General features: G+C 56.4%; 16 protein-coding genes. 11 read left to right on the top strand and 5 right to left on the bottom strand.

The window, feature by feature from the left end; genetic code table 11:
* Window positions 1-34: 34 nt before the first annotated feature.
* Both uxuA and BN3795_RS06910 read right to left on the bottom strand, forming a co-directional pair.
* On the bottom strand, window positions 35-1108 hold the full coding sequence (uxuA, locus tag BN3795_RS06915; RefSeq protein ID WP_068783962.1) for a mannonate dehydratase: 1074 nt from the start codon (window positions 1106-1108) through the stop codon (window positions 35-37).
* Window positions 1109-1131: 23 nt separating this feature from the next.
* Window positions 1132-1827, bottom strand: a complete 696-nt coding sequence (locus BN3795_RS06910) for a GntR family transcriptional regulator (RefSeq protein ID WP_068783961.1) — start codon at window positions 1825-1827, stop codon at window positions 1132-1134.
* A gap of 285 nt (window positions 1828-2112) precedes the next feature.
* Here BN3795_RS06910 and BN3795_RS06905 point away from each other — a divergent pair, with 285 nt between their 5' ends.
* The gene (locus tag BN3795_RS06905) at window positions 2113-3261 is read left to right on the top strand and encodes a glycosyl hydrolase family 8 (protein ID WP_068783960.1); all 1149 of its coding nucleotides are present in this window, start codon (window positions 2113-2115) and stop codon (window positions 3259-3261) included.
* A 475-nt stretch (window positions 3262-3736) separates the two neighbouring features.
* On the opposite strand, the gene BN3795_RS06900 is transcribed toward BN3795_RS06905, so the two are convergent.
* Complete coding sequence (locus BN3795_RS06900; RefSeq protein WP_068783959.1) at window positions 3737-4774, bottom strand: LLM class flavin-dependent oxidoreductase; 1038 nt, start codon at window positions 4772-4774, stop codon at window positions 3737-3739.
* Window positions 4775-4898: 124 nt separating this feature from the next.
* Here BN3795_RS06900 and BN3795_RS06895 point away from each other — a divergent pair, with 124 nt between their 5' ends.
* Window positions 4899-6485: a glycoside hydrolase family 43 protein gene (locus BN3795_RS06895; protein ID WP_110945058.1), complete on the top strand. Its 1587-nt coding sequence runs from the start codon at window positions 4899-4901 to the stop codon at window positions 6483-6485.
* 330 nt (window positions 6486-6815) lie between these two features.
* Here the strand turns inward: BN3795_RS06895 and BN3795_RS06890 are convergent, their stop codons facing one another.
* Window positions 6816-7646 carry a carbohydrate ABC transporter permease gene (locus BN3795_RS06890; protein ID WP_068783958.1) on the bottom strand — a complete coding sequence of 277 codons (831 nt, stop codon included), beginning with the start codon at window positions 7644-7646 and terminating at the stop codon, window positions 6816-6818.
* Window positions 7646-8533, bottom strand: coding sequence for a carbohydrate ABC transporter permease (locus BN3795_RS06885; protein WP_068783957.1), 888 nt, complete (start codon window positions 8531-8533; stop codon window positions 7646-7648). The genes BN3795_RS06890 and BN3795_RS06885 overlap by 1 nt, the downstream gene beginning before the upstream one ends.
* Before the next feature lie 186 nt (window positions 8534-8719).
* On the opposite strand from BN3795_RS06885, the gene BN3795_RS06880 reads away from it, so the two are divergent.
* The 9 genes from BN3795_RS06880 to BN3795_RS06840 all read left to right on the top strand — a co-directional run bounded on the left by BN3795_RS06880 (window position 8720) and on the right by BN3795_RS06840 (window position 19651).
* Window positions 8720-10549, top strand: coding sequence for a sensor histidine kinase (locus BN3795_RS06880; protein ID WP_068783956.1), 1830 nt, complete (start codon window positions 8720-8722; stop codon window positions 10547-10549).
* A complete protein-coding gene (locus BN3795_RS06875; protein WP_068783955.1) occupies window positions 10542-12191 on the top strand; it encodes a response regulator transcription factor in 1650 nt (549 codons plus the stop codon). Before BN3795_RS06880 ends, BN3795_RS06875 begins: the two co-directional genes overlap by 8 nt.
* A 125-nt stretch (window positions 12192-12316) precedes the next feature.
* Window positions 12317-13639: an ABC transporter substrate-binding protein gene (locus BN3795_RS06870; protein ID WP_068783954.1), complete on the top strand. Its 1323-nt coding sequence runs from the start codon at window positions 12317-12319 to the stop codon at window positions 13637-13639.
* Window positions 13640-13743: 104 nt separating this feature from the next.
* A complete protein-coding gene (locus tag BN3795_RS06865; protein WP_068783953.1) occupies window positions 13744-15846 on the top strand; it encodes a glycoside hydrolase family 36 protein in 2103 nt (700 codons plus the stop codon).
* 262 nt (window positions 15847-16108) lie between these two features.
* Window positions 16109-16534: an SRPBCC family protein gene (locus tag BN3795_RS06860; RefSeq protein ID WP_068783952.1), complete on the top strand. Its 426-nt coding sequence runs from the start codon at window positions 16109-16111 to the stop codon at window positions 16532-16534.
* 3 nt (window positions 16535-16537) lie between these two features.
* Complete coding sequence (locus BN3795_RS06855) at window positions 16538-16936, top strand: ArsR/SmtB family transcription factor (protein WP_068783951.1); 399 nt, start codon at window positions 16538-16540, stop codon at window positions 16934-16936.
* Window positions 16937-17120: 184 nt separating this feature from the next.
* Complete coding sequence (locus BN3795_RS06850; RefSeq protein WP_068783950.1) at window positions 17121-18101, top strand: aldo/keto reductase; 981 nt, start codon at window positions 17121-17123, stop codon at window positions 18099-18101.
* Window positions 18046-18981, top strand: coding sequence for a GNAT family N-acetyltransferase (locus BN3795_RS06845; RefSeq protein WP_232729863.1), 936 nt, complete (start codon window positions 18046-18048; stop codon window positions 18979-18981). Before BN3795_RS06850 ends, BN3795_RS06845 begins: the two co-directional genes overlap by 56 nt.
* A 100-nt stretch (window positions 18982-19081) precedes the next feature.
* Window positions 19082-19651 carry a TetR/AcrR family transcriptional regulator gene (locus tag BN3795_RS06840; protein WP_068783948.1) on the top strand — a complete coding sequence of 190 codons (570 nt, stop codon included), beginning with the start codon at window positions 19082-19084 and terminating at the stop codon, window positions 19649-19651.
* Window positions 19652-19817 lie beyond the last annotated feature (166 nt).

The following is a 19817-nucleotide window of genomic DNA, read 5'->3' as shown; positions in this document are numbered from 1 at the left end:
GTTGATCCACTCCTTTTTTCAACGTTGGTATAGTTCAGTCTAACTGGCCGGCCTGCTTGACATAAGCGTCCCACAAGCCCCACAGATACATGATGCCGAGCGCCCGGTCGTACAGGCCGTACCCCGGACGGCACTCCTCGCCCCAGATATGGCGGCCGTGGTCGGGACGGGCATACCCCGTGAAACCAGTGTCATAATACGCTTTGACGATGCCGGCGATGTCGACGGTACCGTCCTGGGTTCGATGCGACGTCTCCATAAAATCACCGTTGTCGAATACGCGCACATTGCGGATATGAGCAAACGGAATCCGGTCATGGAATTCATGGATCATTGCGAGGATATCGTTGTCCGGATTGGCGCCAAGCGACCCGCTGCATAATGTGATTCCGTTAGAAGGGCTGTCGACCAGCTTCAGGAAGCGGCGCAGGTTCTGCTGACTCGTGATGATGCGCGGCAGTCCGAAGATCGACCACGGCGGATCGTCCGGGTGAATCGCCATTTTAATCCCGTGCTGCTCGGCTACCGGAACGATTTCCTTCAGGAAATACTCCAGGTTGCGCCACAGATCCTCCTCCGTCACGCCCTGATACGCCTCGAACAGGGAGGTTAATTGTTCCAGCCGCTCCGGCTCCCAGCCGGGCATCGTCAGCGCGCTGTTTTGGTTGATGACCTTCACCAGCTCGAACGGATCGATATTGTGAATGCGGGCTTTCTCATAAAATAACGCCGTCGAACCGTCCCCCGACGCCTTATGCAAATCGGTGCGCAGCCAGTCGAAGATCGGCATGAAGTTGTAGCAGATGACCTTGACGCCAACCTTGGCGACTTTCTCGATCGTTCGCTTGTAATTTTCGATATATCGGTCGCGTGTTGGCCAGCCGAGCTTGATCTCTTCATGCACATTGATGCTTTCCACGACATCCAGGTGGAAGCCGTAGCGGTCCGCTTGCCGTTTCACCTCCTCGATTTTGTCCATCGGCCATTCTTCCCCCGCGGGTACGTCGTGCAGCGACCATACAAGGCCTTCCACCCCGGGGATTTGCTTGATCTGATCCAGCGTCACCGTATCATTGCCTTCGCCGAACCAGCGAAATGTCATACGCATCCCTTCACCGCCTACCTTGTTATTTACGAAGTAAATTCACCTTGCTTGAAATAATCCGGATACCGCTCCTGCAGCACCGGCAAATTGGAGATGCTGAGCTGCAAATGCTCCCTCATCAGCCCGTCGGCCCGGTTGGCGTCGTGAGTGACGATCGCTTCATGCATCGCCCGATGCTGTTCGTAAAGATTCTCCCAGTGCGGATCGGTCGTCAGCCACAGTACCCGCGTCCGGTTGAGGTGGGCGTTCATCTGCTGGATGACGTCCCAGGTCCCCTGCTTGCGGCAGCCGGCGAACAGAATGCGATGGAACTCTTCGTCCAGCGCAAACATCGCGTGGTTGTCGTGCCGGCGGATGCTGTCCTGCTGGCGGGCCAGATTGTCGGCCAGCGCGGCCAGCGCTTCCTCCGGGAACCGTTCGCAGGCGAGCCGGATCACGGCGCGTTCCAGTTGTTCCCGCATAAACCGCGCTTCCTCCACGAGCTCGGGGTCGATCAGCGATACCCGCGTGCCGCGCTGCGGCAAGACGACCACCAAGCCTTCCTGCGCCAGCCGCACGAAGCTTTCCCGAACCGGAGTGCGGCTGACTTGAAAGGCCAGGGACATCTCTTTTTCGGAAAGAGTCGTTCCCGGCGGCAGCTCCAGCGTGACGATCTGCTCCTTCAGCTTGGCATACACCGTGTTCCCCGCCGAACCGGACTGAGTCAGCCATCTGTCGCTCATTGCGTCACCTCCTTTACTCTTGTTCGCGTTGTTTTCTGGTTGTAGCCAATTCTTGCTCATTTTGTTTATCTACCATACTTGTATGGTAGTATGGAACTGCGGGGTTTGCAAGCAAAAAATCATCGTTTTCCGCATCCGTTTGAATGCGTATACATTCATGCGGCAGTTGAGCTCGATTTGGATAAATAAAAGCGCGAAATGCACATGGAATCCCTGCGGGGGGCGTGTTACGTTTACGAGGATGGCACAACAATACAAGCTGAGGCGGGAGGAGGCGGCTAGACGATGAGAGAACACCAAGGAGCTTATTATACCGGGAAATATCGGAATCTGTTGGCGGAATACGGTTATGGGGACGAAGCGATCCGGTGCCGGCTGGACGAAACGTGGAAGCTGTTATTTGAAGGGGACGAGGAGACGCGCATTTATTACCCTTCCGGCGAGGATAAGGGCTACATGTTGGATACGGGGAATCTGGACGTGCGAACGGAGGGCATGTCTTACGGGATGATGATGGCCGTCCAGTACGGCCGCCAGGATGTGTTCGACCGTCTTTGGAAATGGACAATGACCCATATGTACATGACCGAAGGGGAGAATGCCGGGTATTTCGCCTGGTCCTGCGCGCCGGACGGCAAGCGTCTGTCGAACGGGCCGGCGCCGGACGGCGAGGAGTATTTCGCGCTGGCTTTGCTGTTCGCTTCCCATCGCTGGGGCGACCGGGAGGCTCCGTTCAACTACGGCACCCAGGCGCGGGACTTGCTGCGCACTTGTCTGCATAAGGGAGAAGACGGGGCCGGTTATCCGATGTGGAATCCGGACAACAAGCTGATCAAGTTTATCCCGAACTGTGAATTTTCCGATCCTTCCTACCATCTGCCGCATTTCTACGAGCTGTTTGCGTTGTGGGCGTATCCTGAGGATCGGCCCTTCTGGAAGGAGGCGGCTGAAGCGAGCCGTCATTATCTGCACCTCGCCTGTCATCCGGTTACGGGGCTGGCGCCGGAGTATGCCTATTACGATGGGACGCCCAATAACGAGCGGGGGTTCGGCCACTTTTACAGTGACGCTTATCGGGTGGCCGCGAATCTGGGCCTCGATTGGGAGTGGTTCGCCGCAGATCCTTGGCAGCGGGAGACGGCGGGCAAAATCCAGGCGTTCTTCGCCGACAAGAAGCCGGATAATTATCGCCGCTACACGATATCGGGCGAACCGTTCGATGAACCGGCGCTGCATCCGGTCGGCTTGCTCGCTACCAATGCGATGGCCTCGCTGGCGGCTGAAGGCCCGCGGGCTCAAGCGAGCGTCGAGCTGTTCTGGAACACGCCGGTGCGAACCGGCAAGCGCCGCTATTACGACAATTGCCTCTATCTGTTCGCGCTGCTGGCACTTAGCGGGAACTTTCGGATCTGGATGCCGCAGGGCGAGGTTTAATGCGGCTTAGGGAAAGCGGTGGTGATGAGGGGGCGAGCGAGGGTCAAGTTAGGGGCGCGCCGAGATCCAAACCGAGATAGATAGATAGTTAGTTAGTTAGTTTGGTTCGCGGCCGATCCCGACAATGTTGCAAAAACTGCAGCTTTATACGATGCTAACCGGGTCCAACTCGAAGAGTGTTGTAAAAACTGCAACATTTTGCGGCATTCTTCGCAAGTTCCAGCAAAATTGTTGTACAAATTGCATCATTTTGGCCTGTACCTGCTGGAATCGCCTCAAAATGCTGCAGTAAATGCAACAATTCGCACGGGTCAACAGGATCGCTCCCCTTACGCACCATACACACACTCCCCCTCACCTACGAGGTTCGCAGAGCCAAGCCCCTTCGTGCAAGAGGATACGGGACTGAAAAATCAAAAAGGCTTGCAGGCGGATGGCCTGCAAGCCGATGCGTAGGAAAGAGGTGTCCGTCGGGTTACAGGGAACGTGGTCCCCCGAACAACTCCGCCAACAGCTCGTAAGAACGCAAGCGGGCCTGATGGTCGTAGACCTGCGCAGCGACGATGATTTCATCCGCTTCGGTCTCCGTCAGCAACTGCTCCAACCGGTTCCGCACCGTCTCCGGCGAACCGATCGCCGCATAGCTAAGCTGGCGTTCGACCAGGGCCTGCTCCTGCGGCGTCCAGTCCAGCAGGTCAACTGGCGGGCTGAGCTGCGCCGTGCGCCGGCGGATCAGGTTGAGGAACTGCTGCAGCTGGGAGGTCGCCAGGCGGCGGGCTTCCTCATCGGTATCGGCGATGATCACGTTCACGCCGATCATCGCGTAAGGCTTCGACAGCTCCTCCGACGGGCGGAAGTGCGTGCGGTACAGATCGAGCGCCGGAAGCAGGTAATCCGGCGCGAAATGGCTGGCGAAGGCGAACGGCAGACCGAGCTGGGCGGACAGCTGCGCGCTGAAGCCGCTGGAGCCGAGCAGCCAGATCGGGATATGCAGGCCTTCGCCGGGAATCGCCCGCACGCGCATGGAGGAACCGGAGACGGGCTGGAAATAATTCCGCAGCTCCGCAAGCCGCTCCGGGAAATCCTGCCCGTCGCTGCCCGGCCCGCGCCGCAGCGCATGCGAGGTCAGCGGGTCAGAGCCGGGAGCCCGGCCGAGGCCGAGATCGATCCGCCCCGGGTACAGCGACTCCAATGTGCCGAACTGCTCGGCGATGACGAGCGGCGCATGGTTCGGCAGCATGATGCCGCCGGAGCCGACGCGGATCTTCTTCGTGCCGCCGGCGACGTGGCCGATCACGACCGAGGTCGCTGAGCTGGCGATGCCGGGCATGCCGTGGTGCTCCGCGAGCCAATAGCGGTGATAACCCCAGCCCTCCGCGTGCCGGGCGAGATCCAGCGTGTTGCTCAGCGACTCGGTGGCGGTGCCGCCGGCAGTGATCGGCGCCAGGTCGAGAATCGACACGGGAATATGAGATAAACGGGATGAATCGTGGGATGTCCGTGGTTCGGGCATATCATCAAGCCTCCTTAGGCATAAATAGAAATTAAAGCCTAATTTCTATTATAATCGAATTTTAAACAAATGAGCGAAAAACAATAATCAATTCGATAACAGTTTCAAACGGGAGGGAAAAAATATGAGCGTACGTTTGATGATCATTAATCCGATCTTGCGCGGCTTTAACCCGGACCCCTCAATTTTGCGGGTCGGGGACGACTACTATATCGCCACCTCTACCTTTGAATGGTTCCCGGGCGTGCAGATCCATCATTCCCGGGACCTCGTTCACTGGCAGCTGATCGGTCATCCGTTAACGCGGGTTTCGCAGCTCGACATGCTGGGCAATCCCGGCTCCTGCGGAGTTTGGGCTCCTTGCCTCAGCTATGATAACGGTGTGTTCTACTTGATTTATACCGATGTCAAAAGCCGTCATGGCGCATTCAAGGACACTCCCAACTATTTGGTCACGGCCTCCGATATTCACGGGCCCTGGTCGGAGCCGATCTACTTGAACAGCAGCGGCTTTGATCCCTCTCTGTTCCACGACGAGGACGGGCGCAAATGGTTGGTCAACATGCTGTGGGATCACCGGAAAGGGAAAAATCATTTCGCCGGGATCGTGCTTCAGGAATACGATTCTCAACAACGGAAATTGGTTGGTCCGGTCAAAAATATTTTTACGGGTACAGAGCTTAGGTTAACCGAAGGTCCGCATTTATATAAAAGAAACGGCTATTACTACCTTCTCACGGCGGAAGGCGGCACCTATTACGATCATGCGGTCACGATGGCCCGGTCGCGGACGATCGACGGACCGTACGAGGTCGACCCGACCAACCCGATTCTGACCTCCTCGGGCAAACCGCACCTGGCGCTGCAAAAGGCGGGACATGCCTCGCTGGTCGAGACGCAAACGGGCGAGTGGTACATGGTGCACTTGACTGGACGGCCGACGAAGGATATCTACTGCACGCTTGGCCGAGAAACGGCGATTCAGCGCGGTAGATGGACCGATGACGGCTGGTTCCGGCTGGAGACCGGCGGCAATGAGCCGCAGGTTGAGGTGGCCGCCCCCGCGCTGCCGCCTCATCCGTTCGAGCCGGAGCCGGAGCGGGACGACTTCGACGGCGGCGAGTTGGGCGTCCATTGGAGTACGCTGCGCGTTCCGCCAACGGAGGACTGGCTGACGCTGCGCGAGCGTCCCGGCTTCCTGCGGCTGTATGGCCGCGAGTCGATGAACTCGCTGTTCCGCCAAAGCCTGGTGGCCCGGCGGCAGCAGTCGTTCCGTTGCCTGGCGGAGACCGCGGTAGAGTTCGAGCCGGAGACGTTCCAGCAGATGGCCGGCTTGACCGTATTTTACGATACGAATGATCATGTCTATTTGCGGATTTCCCGCGATGAAACGAAGGGTAAAAGCCTGAACCTCATTCAGACGAAAAACGGCGTTTACGACGAACTGCTGGACGAAGACATCTCGATCGATGGCGCATCGCGCTGTTGGCTGCGCGTCGGCATCGATCGCGAGTGGGCGCGTTTCTCTTACAGCCTCGACGGGGAGACTTGGCAAGCCGTCGGCGAGGCGGTGGACGTCAGCCACCTGTCCGACGATCCGGCGGAGAAAGTGCGTTTCACCGGCACCTTCCTCGGCGTATGCGCCCAGGACCTCAGCGGGATGCGCAAGCCAGCCGATTTTGATTACTTTATTTATAAGGAGCTGGATTAAGCTTCGATTCGTCTATCCGGGCCTGGGAATTCCGTCATAATAGGTCTGAAGCGAGCCTTTGCATGATTATTCCCTTTGATCAGGTAGCCGAGAAATGGACAAAAGTTCGTCTCACTCCAGCTCCCTGGCCTTGGCCCTGGCTCTGGCCCCCCTGAGCGAGAGGGATAATCGTGCAAAGGCAGTATGAGGGACACCATGGCATGAAGAACCCGATTAGGGACTGACGCATGGATGACCAAAGTAACGACAATGTGGCTGCCAGAAGTTACAGTATTGCATAGCATAAAGAGGGTGTCCCCAAAACCGCTTTGGGGACACCCTCTTTTTTATTCAACCTTTCACCGCGCCGGCGACAACGCCTTTGACGATGTATTTTTGCAGGAAGATAAAGACGATAATCGAAGGCAGTACGGCCATCACCATAGCGGTCATCGCGTATTGCCAATCGGACGTGTATTGGCCGACGAAGGTGTACGCGGCCAGCGTCAGCGTCTTGGTGGCCGGCGAGCCGTTCACCATGAGCAGCGGGAGCAGGAAGTCGTTCCAGATCCACATCACGTCGATGATGATGATCGTGGTAGTGACCGATTTCAGCAGCGGGAAGATCACGCTGAAGAACAGCCGGAAGCCGGAGGCGCCGTCGATCGTGGCGCTTTCGTCGATTTCCTTCGGAATCCCCTTGACGAAGCCGTGGTAGATGAACAGGGCGAGCGGAGCGCCGAAGCCCCAGTACAAAATGCCAAGTCCCCAGGTGCTGTCGGAGAGATGAAAGTTCTTCGCCATCTGCAAGACGGTCAGCATGATCGATTGAAACGGAATCAGCATCGGCATGATGCAGATGAAGTAAATGATCGAGCTGGCTCTGGATTTGGTGCGGGCCAGCTTATACGCCGCGATGGACGAGATCAGGACGATCCCGGCCAAGCCGAGGATCGTCACAATGGCATTATTCAGGAACAGCCGCGGGTAGTTGATGAACTCCCAAACATAGCTGTAGTTTTCGAAAGTCAATTTCTTCGGCAAGGCGATCACGTCGGTCATGACCTCGGAGAAGCTCTTCAGCGAGTTGATAATGGTCAAGAACAACGGATACAGGAACAGGATGGAGAGGAGCACCATCACGATTTCTAGAATGATGCGTCCGGCCGTATTTTTTTTCATTACGCCTCAACCTCCCTGCGTTTGAAGATGGTGAGCTGAATCACCGTAATAATCAGCACCGCTACGAACAGGATCAACGCTTTGGCCGTACCATAGCCGTACAGGTTGTTCTGGAACGTGTCGCGGTAGATGTCGTAAGCCACGCTGTAAGTCGTGCCGCCGGGGCCGCCGCCGGTCAAGGACAAGATCACGTCAAACACCTTGATCGAGTTGGTCAGCGCCATAAAGACGGAAATCGTAATCGACGGAGCCAGCAAGGGCAACGTCACGTTAAAGAATCGGCGAAATGGACCGGCACCGTCTACCGTGGCCGCTTCCTTCAAGTCGTCCGGTACGGATTGCAGCCCCGCGATGTAAATCACCATATAAAATCCGATCGACTGCCAGATGGATACGAACAACACCGAAATGAAGGCGAGTCCGGGTTCACCCAGCCAGCTTAAGGCGAATACTCCCCAGCCGGTGCTGGCACCAAGCGATTCGAAGCCTTGCATGAAGATGAACTTCCAGATAAAACCTACGATGACTAAGCTGAGGATGTAAGGGATGAAGAAGGCGGCTCTCAGCCAGGTTGTCGTCTTCAGCTTCATATCGAGCACCAGCGCCAGCAAAATCGCCAGCACGTTGATCAGCACGATATAAAGGATCGCGTATTTGATCGTAAACCAGGCGGCATGCGAGAAGTTCGCGTCGCCCATAAAGATTTGCTTGAAATTGTCGAGTCCGATAAATTTCGGATGTTTGGAGATCCCGTTCCATTTGGTCAGGGAATAACGTATGGTCATGACAAACGGATAATAGAAGACCGCGATAATGGAGATCAGAATCGGCAGCGTGAATAGGCCAAACTCCAATCGCTCGCCCCGTTTTCTCCCTAGTTTGAACATAATGGCACCTCGTTTTCATGGCGTATTGGTAAAAGATCGGGTGATGCCGGTTCCCTGCACACCTTGGCTTTTTCGGCTATAATGATTATAAATCAGCGATTTTGCTGCCAAAATGGATTTAAGAAAACAGTTAAGGGTAAAAAGGTGAACTCGCTTTTTTCCCCGGCGTACTAGAAATGAGGAGTTATGTTCAACCGCATCTTAAACACGTTAACGACGCTTACTGACCGGGTTTCGCGCCGACTGGTCAATAAGCTTATTTTGTTGTTTACAACCATAATTATTCTGGTGGTTGGTCTTCTGACGGTCATTTCTTATCAGATGCTGGAGCGGGAATCCGTGAACCACAGCATGGCCAGCACGACAAACAACCTGAAGCTGATTAATCAGAAGCTGGAAGACTACCTGGCCGGTGTCGAACAGCTGTCCCTGCCGCTGATTCATTATGAGGACATCCTGCAGGCGATTATCAACGAAGAGTCGGACTATGCGGCGAAAATGTACCTGGAGGATTACCTGCGCGGGCTGTTTTATTCGCGAAACGACCTGGAGAGCATTTATCTGTACTTGATCGACCAGCACAAATATTACGCCATCACGCGTGAAGCTTATAACGTAACGATCCGGGCGAGCTACCAGGAGGGGATCCCGGATCAGCCGTGGTACAAGCAGGCCATGGAGAGCCGTCATAACCGGTCTTATCAATCGTTTATCGTGCCCGGGGCGAAATCGGGTTATGTCATGAAAGAGGAGCCCACCTTTATGGGGTATCACCGGGTCTTGCGTTCCCTGGTCACGCGCGAACCGAAAGCCGTCATTTCCTTCTATTTAAAGCCGACGGCGAAAGACCAGATCCTGAAAGATGTCCCGTTCGAGAACGGCGAGCATCTGCTGTATCTGGATCCGGACAACGTCCCTTTCCATGTGGACGACCCTGCCTTTCTGGATCAGGTAGGCAAGGCGTCATGGCTTGCCCGGCTTGGAGAGGATGCGTCGATGAAGCCGCTGACCTGGACGGACGAAGCGGGGGAACGTTATCTGATCATTTATAACATTGAAGCGAACGGGGGCTGGAAGCTGGTCAAACCGATTCCGTACAGCAATATTTATGCCGCCGCCAAAGCGACGCGGAATCTGGGGTATTTGATCGGTTTGATTTTTCTGCTGATCTCGTTAGTGCTGGTCACCTTGTTCTCCAATAAAATTACAAGCCCGCTCAAGGATCTGTCTCTGCAGATGCGCCGCTTTAGCGAAGGGACGTTTGATGCGGAGATTCCGGTGAAGGGCCGGGACGAAATCGCTTATTTATCCCGGCATTTCAATCGGATGGTGCGGCGGACGAACGATTTGATCAACGAGCGCTACAAGATGAAGCTGGTTGAGAAGAATGCCATTCTCAAAGCGCTGGAGGCCGAGATTAACCCGCATTTTCTGTATAACGCGCTGCAGGCGATTTCGACCAAGGCGCTGAAGAGCGGGGACGACGAGGTGGCGGATATGGTGGATGCCTTGGCGCTGACGCTGAGATATTGCATAAGTGGAAAAGACATCGTACACGCTAGGGAGGAACTGCGGCATATCGAACGTTATCTGGCGCTGCAGAAAGCCCGGTTTGGCAGCCGTCTGCAGGTAACGGTCGAATGGGAGGAGGCCCTCAAGGAGCTGCAAATTCCCAAGCTGTCCATTCAGTCCCTGGTCGAAAACTCCATCAAACACGGGCTGGAGAAAGTGTCGAACGGCATCTCCATTCGCATTCACGCCGAGCTGGGGGACACCCATGCCGCGATTTCCGTTTCGGACAACGGCCCGGGGATTTCCCCGGAGCGCATGGAGCAGATTGAGGCTTCGTTTCGCCAGGAATGGGAGGAGCAGGAAGGGGAGAATATCGGCCTCAAAAACCTGTATACCCGCCTGAAGCTGCTCTATGGGGAGGAAGCCGAGCTCAGCATCCAAAGCGATGGGAGCGGCACGGAGATGCGTATGTTGATACCGCGGGGAGGCAGCAGTCATGTATAAAGTATTGATCATCGACGACGAAGAACCGCTTCGCGAAGCGATTCGAATATTGGGAAATTGGCAGGATCTTGAGGTCGATGAAATCTGGGAAGCAACGGACGGCAAGGCGGGGCTGGCGATGCTGGAGCAGCACAAGCCGGATATCGTGATGGTCGATATGAAGATGCCCGAGCTGAACGGGGTTGAATTCTTGCGGATCGTGGAGCAGGAGTATCCCGAGCTGCTGACGATCGTCATCAGCGGGTATAATGACTTCGAATTCACCCGCCAGGCGATTCATGCCCGAGTGGTGGATTACCTGTTGAAGCCGGTCAACCGGCAAGACTTGAACCAGGCGCTACGCAAGGCCGTCGATGTGCTGAACGCCAAGCGTCAGAGCCAGAGTGAATCGATCACGCGGAACATTGCGTTTAATCTATCGCTTCCGAAATTGAAAGAGAAAATCTATCTCTCTATTATGGAGCGCAGCTTCAAAAAGCAGAGCAATCAGGCGTTTCTGCCGCTGATCGGCGCGGATGAACCCAATCACCGGTTCGGCGTGTTCGTCCTGCGGATCATGAACATGGAAGCCGTGCGGGACAGCCGGTTCAATCGGGACCGGGAACTGCTCTATTTCGCCGTAGCCAACGTGGTTAATGATGTCGGCGTGGATCACCTGCAATGCTTCAGCTTTGCCAATCCGAAGCAGGAGCGGGAGATGATTGCGGTGTACACGGCACAGGGCGGTTACCCGAAGGAAATTGCCTTCCGCACGGGGGAGTTGGTACGAAAAGCCGTAACGACGTTGAGCGATTTGTTCGGTGTGCTGGCGGTCGGGGGGATCGGCCGGTATGGTGAGGATGTGCTGGACCTCGCCGTTTCCTATGAAGAGGCGGTTGCCAACGTTCAGGCCATCGATCTGCTGAAGCTCAAAGGAGCCGCCGTCATTGGGGAGGCGGACAAGCCGGCGATCAAGGAGAACTTCTCCTTCTCCAGCCGCATGCCGATCTTGCGGGGGGCGCTGGAGGCGGGCAATTTGAACCATGCCCGATCGGTTATGGCCGAGTTCGCCAAGAGCATCAAGGCTTCCGGCTTCTTCAGTATCGGCGCGGCCGACCGCTTGCTGCGGGAAATCGTTGTGCTGATGAACGATACCGCCTCCGAGCTTGGCGTTCCGGCGGACAAGCTTCCCGCCTCCGGGGGGGATCGTTCGCTGCAGGCGCTGGGGCTGCACACGGATTACGCCTCGTTTGAACAACTCGAAGCGCGGCTGCTCGAATTGACGGAGTATTATCACGAGCAGGTTCGCCGCTCGATGGCGGCAGGTCGGCCGTTCAGCGTCGAGGATATCAAGGATTACATCGACCATCATTATTTTGAGGACATCAAAATCTCGATGTTTACGGAGAAGTATTTTCTCAGCCGGGAGTATTTGATGAAGCTGTTTAAGCAACAATATGGTTGCGGCATCCACGAATATGTGCAGAAGGTGCGGATGGACAAGGCCAAAGAGCTGCTTGACGATTCGTCGCTCAAAATCCAGGAGATATCAGAAATGCTGGGTTATAAGGACAAAAACTATTTCAGTAAGGCGTTCCGGAATTACTATGCGCTGTCGCCGTCCGAATACCGCCAGCAGCAGGAGGAAGGGGCTAAAAAGTGAACTCGCGGGAGGATTCCACTTTTTTACCCTTAACTCACCACATATCTACATTTTTTCACTCGACCCTTTTCTTTACAATAGGGAGCATAGCAAAGAACAACCAAAAGAAAGTGGGGGCGTTCGAAATGAAGAAAAAAATCTTGGCCCTATCGTTCAGCCTGGTGCTGATCATGGGTCTGTTATCCGCATGCGGAGGGAACAATAACGCGGCGAATAACGGAGCGAACAACGCAGGAGCCGGCAACGGCGGTGCAACGGATAATTCCAAACCGGTCACGATCAACATGTTCACGGCTTCTCCGGAATATACCGATGCGTTTAACGCCTACATTGCCGAATATAAGAAAGTGAAGCCCAACGTCACCATCAACCTGGAAATCATGCAGGCCGACTACAACACGGTCTTGAAATCGAGAATTGCAGCGGGAAGTACCCCTGACGTCTTCCAAACCACGGCGGGCGGGGACATCGACACCTTTGCCGAATACAGCGCCGATTTGACGGATCAGCCGCTGGCTGCAGCGATGACCGATGCCGTTCGTGCCAATATGACTTCTTCCGACGGCAAAGTGCTTGGTTTGCCGGTGAAGGGCAACCTGTTCTCCTTGATCTACAACAAGCAGCTATTGGATGATGCGGGAGTAGCGACGTTCCCGAAAACGACGGCAGAGCTGGACGATGCCATCGCCAAGCTGGAAGCGAAAGGCATCACCCCGTTTGCGAATGCCTACAAAGAATGGTGGGTCTGGAAGCACGTATTCCAGCATTTCGTGAATGCGGCCGCTCAGGATGCCGGCGTATCGACGCAAGATCTGGTGAACAGCTTTATCGCCGGGGATGTCAAAATCAAGGACTACCCTGCTCTGTACAACAACTTCTTTAACTTCGTGGATACGACGGTGAAACATGGCACCGACAAACCGCTTGAACGCGACAGCAATGCGCAAGTCAGTGATTTTGCCTCGGGCAAAGCCGCCATCATGGTAGGTAAAGGGGCATGGGATGAAGAAGCGATTAAGAAAATCACCCCGGACATCCAAATCGGAATCGCCGGGTATCCGGTGAGCGACAAGCCGGAGCAAGCGACGATCATCACCGGTGCGGACCAAGCGCTGCGGATCAATAAGGATTCCGCCGTGGTCAATGAAACGATCGAATTCTTCAACTGGCTGTACACTTCGGAATACGGCAAGAACTGGTTCTCGACGGTAGCGAAAGTCATTCCTCCGATCAAGGACGCTCCGCTTCCGGAACTGGATATGCCGAAGCAAATGAACGAAATCCTGAAATCCGAACCGTCGGGCGACCTGGCGATCAACTACTCGCTGGATACGTTCCACCAAAAATTCGGTGAAATTATGCAAGCCTACATCGGCGGCAGCAAATCGAAAGATCAGGCTGTAACCGAAATCGAACAAGCATGGGTACAACTGGGTTCGGCTCAATAAATATCGAGAATCTCGGTTGTTCTTTAAACGCAAATGAACCCAGCACCACCTCCGGTGCTGGGTTTTGTTTTTACTTACGACTGGCGAAGGGGTGTGCGAAGAGGATGAGCAGAATTGAGCTTCAGGAGAACGGTTTATATCTGGTCATAGAGGTGGCGCAGGAGAAGGAGGTACGGTTGCTTCATTTTGGGGCAAGCCCCTTGGATGAGACGCGGATCAAGGAGGGGCAGAAATCGGGCTTCCGCCTGATGGAGCTGCAGTTAACCGGGGAGGACCGGGCTGAATATCACGGACGAACCCACCGGGCTTCGTACCCGGGACTGCGGATGGTGTATGCCGGGCATACGAACTGCCGCAACGAATTGGGCCGGAAGCTGGAGGTGACGCTGCGCGACCCGAAGACCGGGCTGGAGGCGGTGCAGCACGTTCAATTTTACGACGGCGTGCAGACGGTCCGGGCCTGGACGGAATTGTACAATGCCGGTTCAGCGGCGGTGAGTGTCGAATATGTCTCTTCCTTCGCACTGACGGGTCTGGACAAGGAAGGCGGACAGGACCGGGACGATAAAATGACGTTGTCCATTCCCCATAGCGGTTGGCAAAGCGAGCTGCAATGGCGCACCTACCGGTTGCCCGAGCTCGGGTTGTCCCATCTGACCGACCGCAGCTCCAAGCGGATTTCCTGCAGCAATACGGGTTCCTGGTCCGCCGCCGAACATATCCCCATGGCTGTGCTGGAGAACCGGGAAACGAACAGCAGCTTGTTCTGGCAGATCGAACATAACGGTTCCTGGCATTGGGAGATCTTCGACCAGGTTGACCAGTTGACCCTGCTTCTCAGCGGACCAACCGAGCACGATAACCACTGGTGGAAATCGCTTCTGCCCGGCGAGCGGTTCGTCGGCGTCCCCGTGGCGGTTGGCGCGACGAAGGGCGGCTTTGAAGCGGCGATCGGGCAGCTGACCGCTTACCGCCGCCGGATCCGTCGGCCGAACGCGGATAACCGGGAGCTGCGGATTATTTTCAACGATTACATGAATTGCCTCTGGGGTTCCCCAACGACGGAGAAGCTGCTGCCGTTGATCGATGCCGCTGCGGATGCAGGCTGTGAATATTTCTGTATCGATGCCGGCTGGTATGCTCCAGGCGAGTGGTGGGACGGGGTAGGGGAATGGATGCCGTCCTCGGAACGATTCCCGGAAGGGATCAAATACGTGCTGGATTATATCCGGAGCAAAGGCATGGTGCCGGGGTTGTGGCTGGAACTCGAGGTGATGGGCATCAACAGTCCCAAGCTGGCGGACACGGATGACAGCTGGTTCTTCCTGCGGCACGGCAAACGGGTCATGGACCGCAGCCGCTATCAGCTGGACTACCGGAACCCGAAAGTCACCGCGCACGCCGACGAGGTCATCCGCCGATTGGTGGAGGACTACGGGGTAGGATATATCAAGATGGATTACAACATCAATGCCGGAATCGGTACGGAAGCTTCAGCGGACAGCTTCGGCGACGGGCTGCTGCAGCATAACCGCGCGTACCTCGCTTGGCTTGACCGTATTTTTGCACGGTACCCGGAGCTGGTGATCGAGAATTGCTCCAGCGGCGGGATGCGAATGGATTACGCGATGTTGAGCCGTCACAGCATCCAGTCGACCAGCGATCAGGAGAATTACGTGAACTACGCGGCGATCGCCGCCGCGTCCCCTTCCGCGGTGACGCCGGAACAGTCCGCCGTCTGGTCGTATCCGCTGCGGGAAGGCGACGATGAGGAGGTTGTCTTCAACATGGTGAACGCGCTGCTGCTGCGCGTTCACCAAAGCGGCCACTTGGCCGAATTAAGCCCGCGCCGCCGGGAGCTGGTGAAGGAAGCACTGGATTACTATAAGTCGATCCGTGCGGATATTCCGGAGGCGCTTCCGTTCTGGCCGCTGGGGCTGCCGAAGCAGCAGGACGAATGGGTGAGTCTGGGCCTGCGCCGGCCGGGAAGCGATACGATGTATCTGGCTGTTTGGCGAACGCGCGGGGATATAACGTCGCAGGCTTTGCCATTATTGGCCCTGCAAGGGGAGGAGCCGGACATTCGGTGCGCTTATCCGCGCGATTTGGACTGCGCCTGGAGCTGGAACGCGGCTGACGGTCAGCTGACCGTTACCTTGCCGCCAGCCCCTTCCGCCCGATTGTTCGAAATCCGCCGCCAACGGTAAGAGCGCAAATTGATGGACCCGGCCCGCTTTCCCTGGTTTTTCAGGGGATGCGGGTCTTTTGGCTCTGGACACTGGCGATTAGGCGCAGGTTTTTCATCGGGCGGGCATGTTACGAAGCGGGGGAGGCGATGCTATAGGGGGGACGCGCCTCCCTGGGGCGGATCCTATGTTGACATGAAACCAAATGGTGTCATATAATCGTTTTGTTAGGAAACCATTTGGTTTCATAATAATCACAAGTTCGTAAAGAGGAGAATAGAGGATGGATCAGAATAACACAAGCCAGCTGCCGGACATTCGGCACACGATTCTGCTGGATGCACCGATCTCCCGGGTATGGGAGGCGGTAGCGACGTCGGAAGGGATTGCGGCTTGGTTCATGCCGAACACCTTCCAACCTGTCGAGGGGTTTGAATTTGTCCTGCATGCCGGTCCGTTCGGCGATTCCCCCTGCAAGGTAACGGTGTTGGATCCGCCGCACCGGTTATCGTTCCATTGGGGCAAGGACTGGACGCTCACGTTTGAACTGGAAGAGAAAGGCGATCAGACGGAGTTTACCTTGATCCACAGCGGCTGGAGCGCTGACCAAGTCACCGAGTTCGGCCAGAAGCACGAACAGGTTCGCGGCAACATGGACCAAGGCTGGGCCGGGATGGTGGGCAAGCTGGCCAACTACGTGCGGGTGTAGGCGATGACGGAGGCGGCCTCTGCAAAGCATGACGTGTTCCAGGCGATCGCCGACCCGACGCGCCGGGAGCTCCTGCAGCTGCTGGGCGGGCGGGAACTGCCGCTCAAGGAGATCAGCGGCCGGTTCCCGATGAGCCGCACGGCGGTATCCAAGCACCTGCGCATCTTGGCCGAAGCCGGACTGGTGCAGGAGCGCAAGGTCGGCCGAGAGACGCGCTACCGCCTGGACGCGGATCCGCTGCTGGAGCTAAAGCGCTGGTTGGCGTACTACGAGCGCTTCTGGGAGAACAAGCTGTCCCTGCTCAAGCATTATGTCGAAACCGATCCGAGTGCGGAACCGGCGGGGCTTCGCCCTGTTCCGGCCTCGCCTTCCGGCGGGGATAGAGAGCCACTCGACCCCTAAGAGAAACCTCCGGCTCCACCTCAATACAGGTGGAAGGCCGGAGGTTTCTTAGGTTAATACGGCTGCCCGGCGCCATCGTTCAGGTTGCCTTTCCCCGGGTTCTTTATCTGGTATATAATGGATTTGGAGATTGTACACATCATTGAAATCTACTTCCAAAATCATACCTAAGGAGGTTGTTGACATGAAGCACGTCAGTTTGGGAAGAACCGGGTTGAAGGTGAGCCGTTTGTGCCTCGGGACGATGAACTTCGGACCGACAACGGACGAGAAGGAAGCGTTTAAAATCATGGACGCGGCGATTGACGCCGGGGTCAATTTCTTTGATACGGCCAATGTCTACGGCGGAGTTGAGCATCGCGGCTGGACCGAAGAGATTATCGGGCGCTGGTTCGCGCAGGGCGGCGGACGGAGAGAGAAGGTTGTGCTCGCCACGAAGGTGTACGGCGCGATGAGCGATCCGGCAGCAGACCCGAACGAAGGGGGCTCCGGCTTGTCGGCTTATAAGATCCGCCGCCATTTGGACGACTCGCTGCGGCGGCTGGGCACGGACCATATCGAGCTGTACCAGATGCATCATGTCGACCGGAACGTGTCTTGGGATGAGTTATGGAATGCCTTTGACGCGGCGCAGAAGCAAGGCAAGATCGGCTACGTTGGATCCAGCAACTTCGCCGGACGGGATCTGGTGAAAGCCCAATATGAGGCTAAGGCCCGGGGAGCGCTCGGGCTGGTCTCCGAGCAGCACAAATACAGCCTGCTCTGCCGGCTGCCGGAGCTTGAGGTTCTGCCGGCTGCCGAGGAGCTGGGAATCGGCGTCATCCCCTGGAGCCCGCTGGACGGCGGGATCCTCGGCGGGAACTTGAACCCGCAGCCCGGTTCGCGTACGGCCAAGCAGACGGAACGCATCGAGAAGCTGCGCCCGCAGCTGGAACGGTTCAGCAAGCTGTGCAAGGAGCTCGGCGAGTCGGAGGCCACGGTGGCCCTGGCGTGGACACTGGCACACCCGGCGGTTACCGCGCCGATCATCGGGCCGCGAACGCTGCAGCAATTCGAGGAGACGCTGCGCGTCGTTGATGTCGAATTGAACGAGGAGACGCTTCAGGCGATTGACGAAATATTCCCAGGTCCGGGCGGGGAAGCTCCCAAAGCCTACGCTTGGTGATCAGGTGAAGGGGAACGGGACGATGATTCGATACGAGCGGGGCACGGAACTGGAAATAAGCACGATCTATCAGGCGTTTCAGCGCGGATTCGCCGATTACATCATCCAATTTAATTTGACCGAAGCGGAGTTTGCGGACCGTTTTTTTGGGCCGGAGGGCAACGCGCGGGAGCATTCCTTCGTGGCGCTTGACGGGGAAGAACCTGTGGGTGTCGTTCTCGGCGGCAACAAGGTGTATGAGTCCGTCCCGACGATGCGCTGCGGCGCGCTGGCGGTAAGCCCCGAATACCGGGGCAAGGGCGTAAGTGCAGGGCTGATGGATCTGCACCGGGAGGAGGCCTTGCAGACCGGTTGCAAGCAGCTGTTTCTGGAGGTGATCGCCGGGAACGACCGGGCGATTGCTTTTTATCTGAAGCGAGGGTACCGCCGCATTTACGATGTCTCGTTCTACACGCTTCCCGACGCATCCCGATTGGAGGCTCCGCCCGGGGCCTCTGCGGGAGAAGGGGTGGAGCGGATCGAGTTCGAGGAATTCGCTGAAATGGTGAGCGGCTGGAAGTATTTTCATATCAACTGGCAAAATGACTTGGAGTACCAGCGGCTCAGCCCTTCCAATGCTTATTACGGGATTCGGGCAGACGGCGAATGGGCGGGAGGGCTCTCCATCAGCTCAAGCGGCAAGATCAACCTGCTGATTGTCCATAACCGTCATCGGGGGAAAGGCATCGGCACCCGGCTGCTGACCGCTGCCCGCGAGGAACTGGGTTTTGTCAAATTTACGATCTCTACGCCCGACAATGCGCTGCTGGAAGGGTTCCTGGACCGGCATGGGTTCGTGCGCGACAAGATTCGCCTCCATGAGATGTACCTTCGGTTGTAAATAAAGGATACCGGGCCTAAGGTGTTGACACCTGGCTCGGTTATCGTATATCATCATGTAGACCGATCGGTCTAATCTATGCGGAAAGGTACCGGTATGCATGCCCAATCAGAACCCAACCCGGCAGTTGCTGATCGAAACGACGGCAAAGCTGCTGCAGAACCAAGGCTATAACGCAACGGGCTTGAATCAAATCACCCAAATGAGCGGTGCGCCGAAGGGGTCGTTGTATTACCATTTTCCAGAAGGCAAAGAACAGCTGGCGTGTGAAGCTGTCAGTTATACGAAGAATGTAACGTTAGCGGGCCTTCGCGCGGTGCTGAACTCTACGCCGGATGCTGTTGAGGCCGTACAGGCGCTGCTGACGCGTCTCGCCGATAATTACGACCGCGAAGATGCGGGGCTGGGCGTGCCGATCGGCATCGTTGCGCACGAGACCGCCCGCAGCAATGAGAACATCCGCCAAGCTTGCTGCGGCGTATACAGCGCCTGGATCGCCGAGTTCGAGAAGAAATTTATCGCCTCCGGCTATCCTGCGGAAGAAGCGGCAGATTTAGCGGTCATGATCAACGGCATTGTGGAAGGCTCGATCATTATGTGCTTGACGCAGAAGAGCAGCCGTCCGCTACGCACCGCAGCCCGACTGATTCCACGGCTCTTTCCTTCCTGAGTTCCCAAGTCTGGCGGACGCAAGCGGGAGAAGGAACGAAGAGAGATTTGCGGACCAATATATTAAATTTTATATATAGAACGGTCTAATAGGAACGCAGCTCAAACCCCAAGGCCAGACTGGCCTTGTTCATATACAAACCTAAACAGAGACAAAACGTCCAAAT

It is taken from the genome of Paenibacillus phocaeensis, from assembly GCF_900021165.1.
Lineage (GTDB): Bacteria > Bacillota > Bacilli > Paenibacillales > Paenibacillaceae > Fontibacillus > Fontibacillus phocaensis.
The sequence above is the reverse complement of the archived record's forward strand: the minus strand, read 5'-3'. Positions and strand labels throughout refer to the sequence as shown.

Coding starts and splice junctions, on each gene's coding strand:
- uxuA (WP_068783962.1), bottom strand. CDS start 1,108: ATGCGTATGACATTTCGCTGGTTCGGCGAAGGCAATGATACGGTGACG.
- BN3795_RS06910 (WP_068783961.1), bottom strand. CDS start 1,827: ATGAGCGACAGATGGCTGACTCAGTCCGGTTCGGCGGGGAACACGGTG.
- BN3795_RS06905 (WP_068783960.1), top strand. CDS start 2,113: ATGAGAGAACACCAAGGAGCTTATTATACCGGGAAATATCGGAATCTG.
- BN3795_RS06900 (WP_068783959.1), bottom strand. CDS start 4,774: ATGCCCGAACCACGGACATCCCACGATTCATCCCGTTTATCTCATATT.
- BN3795_RS06895 (WP_110945058.1), top strand. CDS start 4,899: ATGAGCGTACGTTTGATGATCATTAATCCGATCTTGCGCGGCTTTAAC.
- BN3795_RS06890 (WP_068783958.1), bottom strand. CDS start 7,646: ATGAAAAAAAATACGGCCGGACGCATCATTCTAGAAATCGTGATGGTG.
- BN3795_RS06885 (WP_068783957.1), bottom strand. CDS start 8,533: ATGTTCAAACTAGGGAGAAAACGGGGCGAGCGATTGGAGTTTGGCCTA.
- BN3795_RS06880 (WP_068783956.1), top strand. CDS start 8,720: ATGTTCAACCGCATCTTAAACACGTTAACGACGCTTACTGACCGGGTT.
- BN3795_RS06875 (WP_068783955.1), top strand. CDS start 10,542: ATGTATAAAGTATTGATCATCGACGACGAAGAACCGCTTCGCGAAGCG.
- BN3795_RS06870 (WP_068783954.1), top strand. CDS start 12,317: ATGAAGAAAAAAATCTTGGCCCTATCGTTCAGCCTGGTGCTGATCATG.
- BN3795_RS06865 (WP_068783953.1), top strand. CDS start 13,744: ATGAGCAGAATTGAGCTTCAGGAGAACGGTTTATATCTGGTCATAGAG.
- BN3795_RS06860 (WP_068783952.1), top strand. CDS start 16,109: ATGGATCAGAATAACACAAGCCAGCTGCCGGACATTCGGCACACGATT.
- BN3795_RS06855 (WP_068783951.1), top strand. CDS start 16,538: ATGACGGAGGCGGCCTCTGCAAAGCATGACGTGTTCCAGGCGATCGCC.
- BN3795_RS06850 (WP_068783950.1), top strand. CDS start 17,121: ATGAAGCACGTCAGTTTGGGAAGAACCGGGTTGAAGGTGAGCCGTTTG.
- BN3795_RS06840 (WP_068783948.1), top strand. CDS start 19,082: ATGCCCAATCAGAACCCAACCCGGCAGTTGCTGATCGAAACGACGGCA.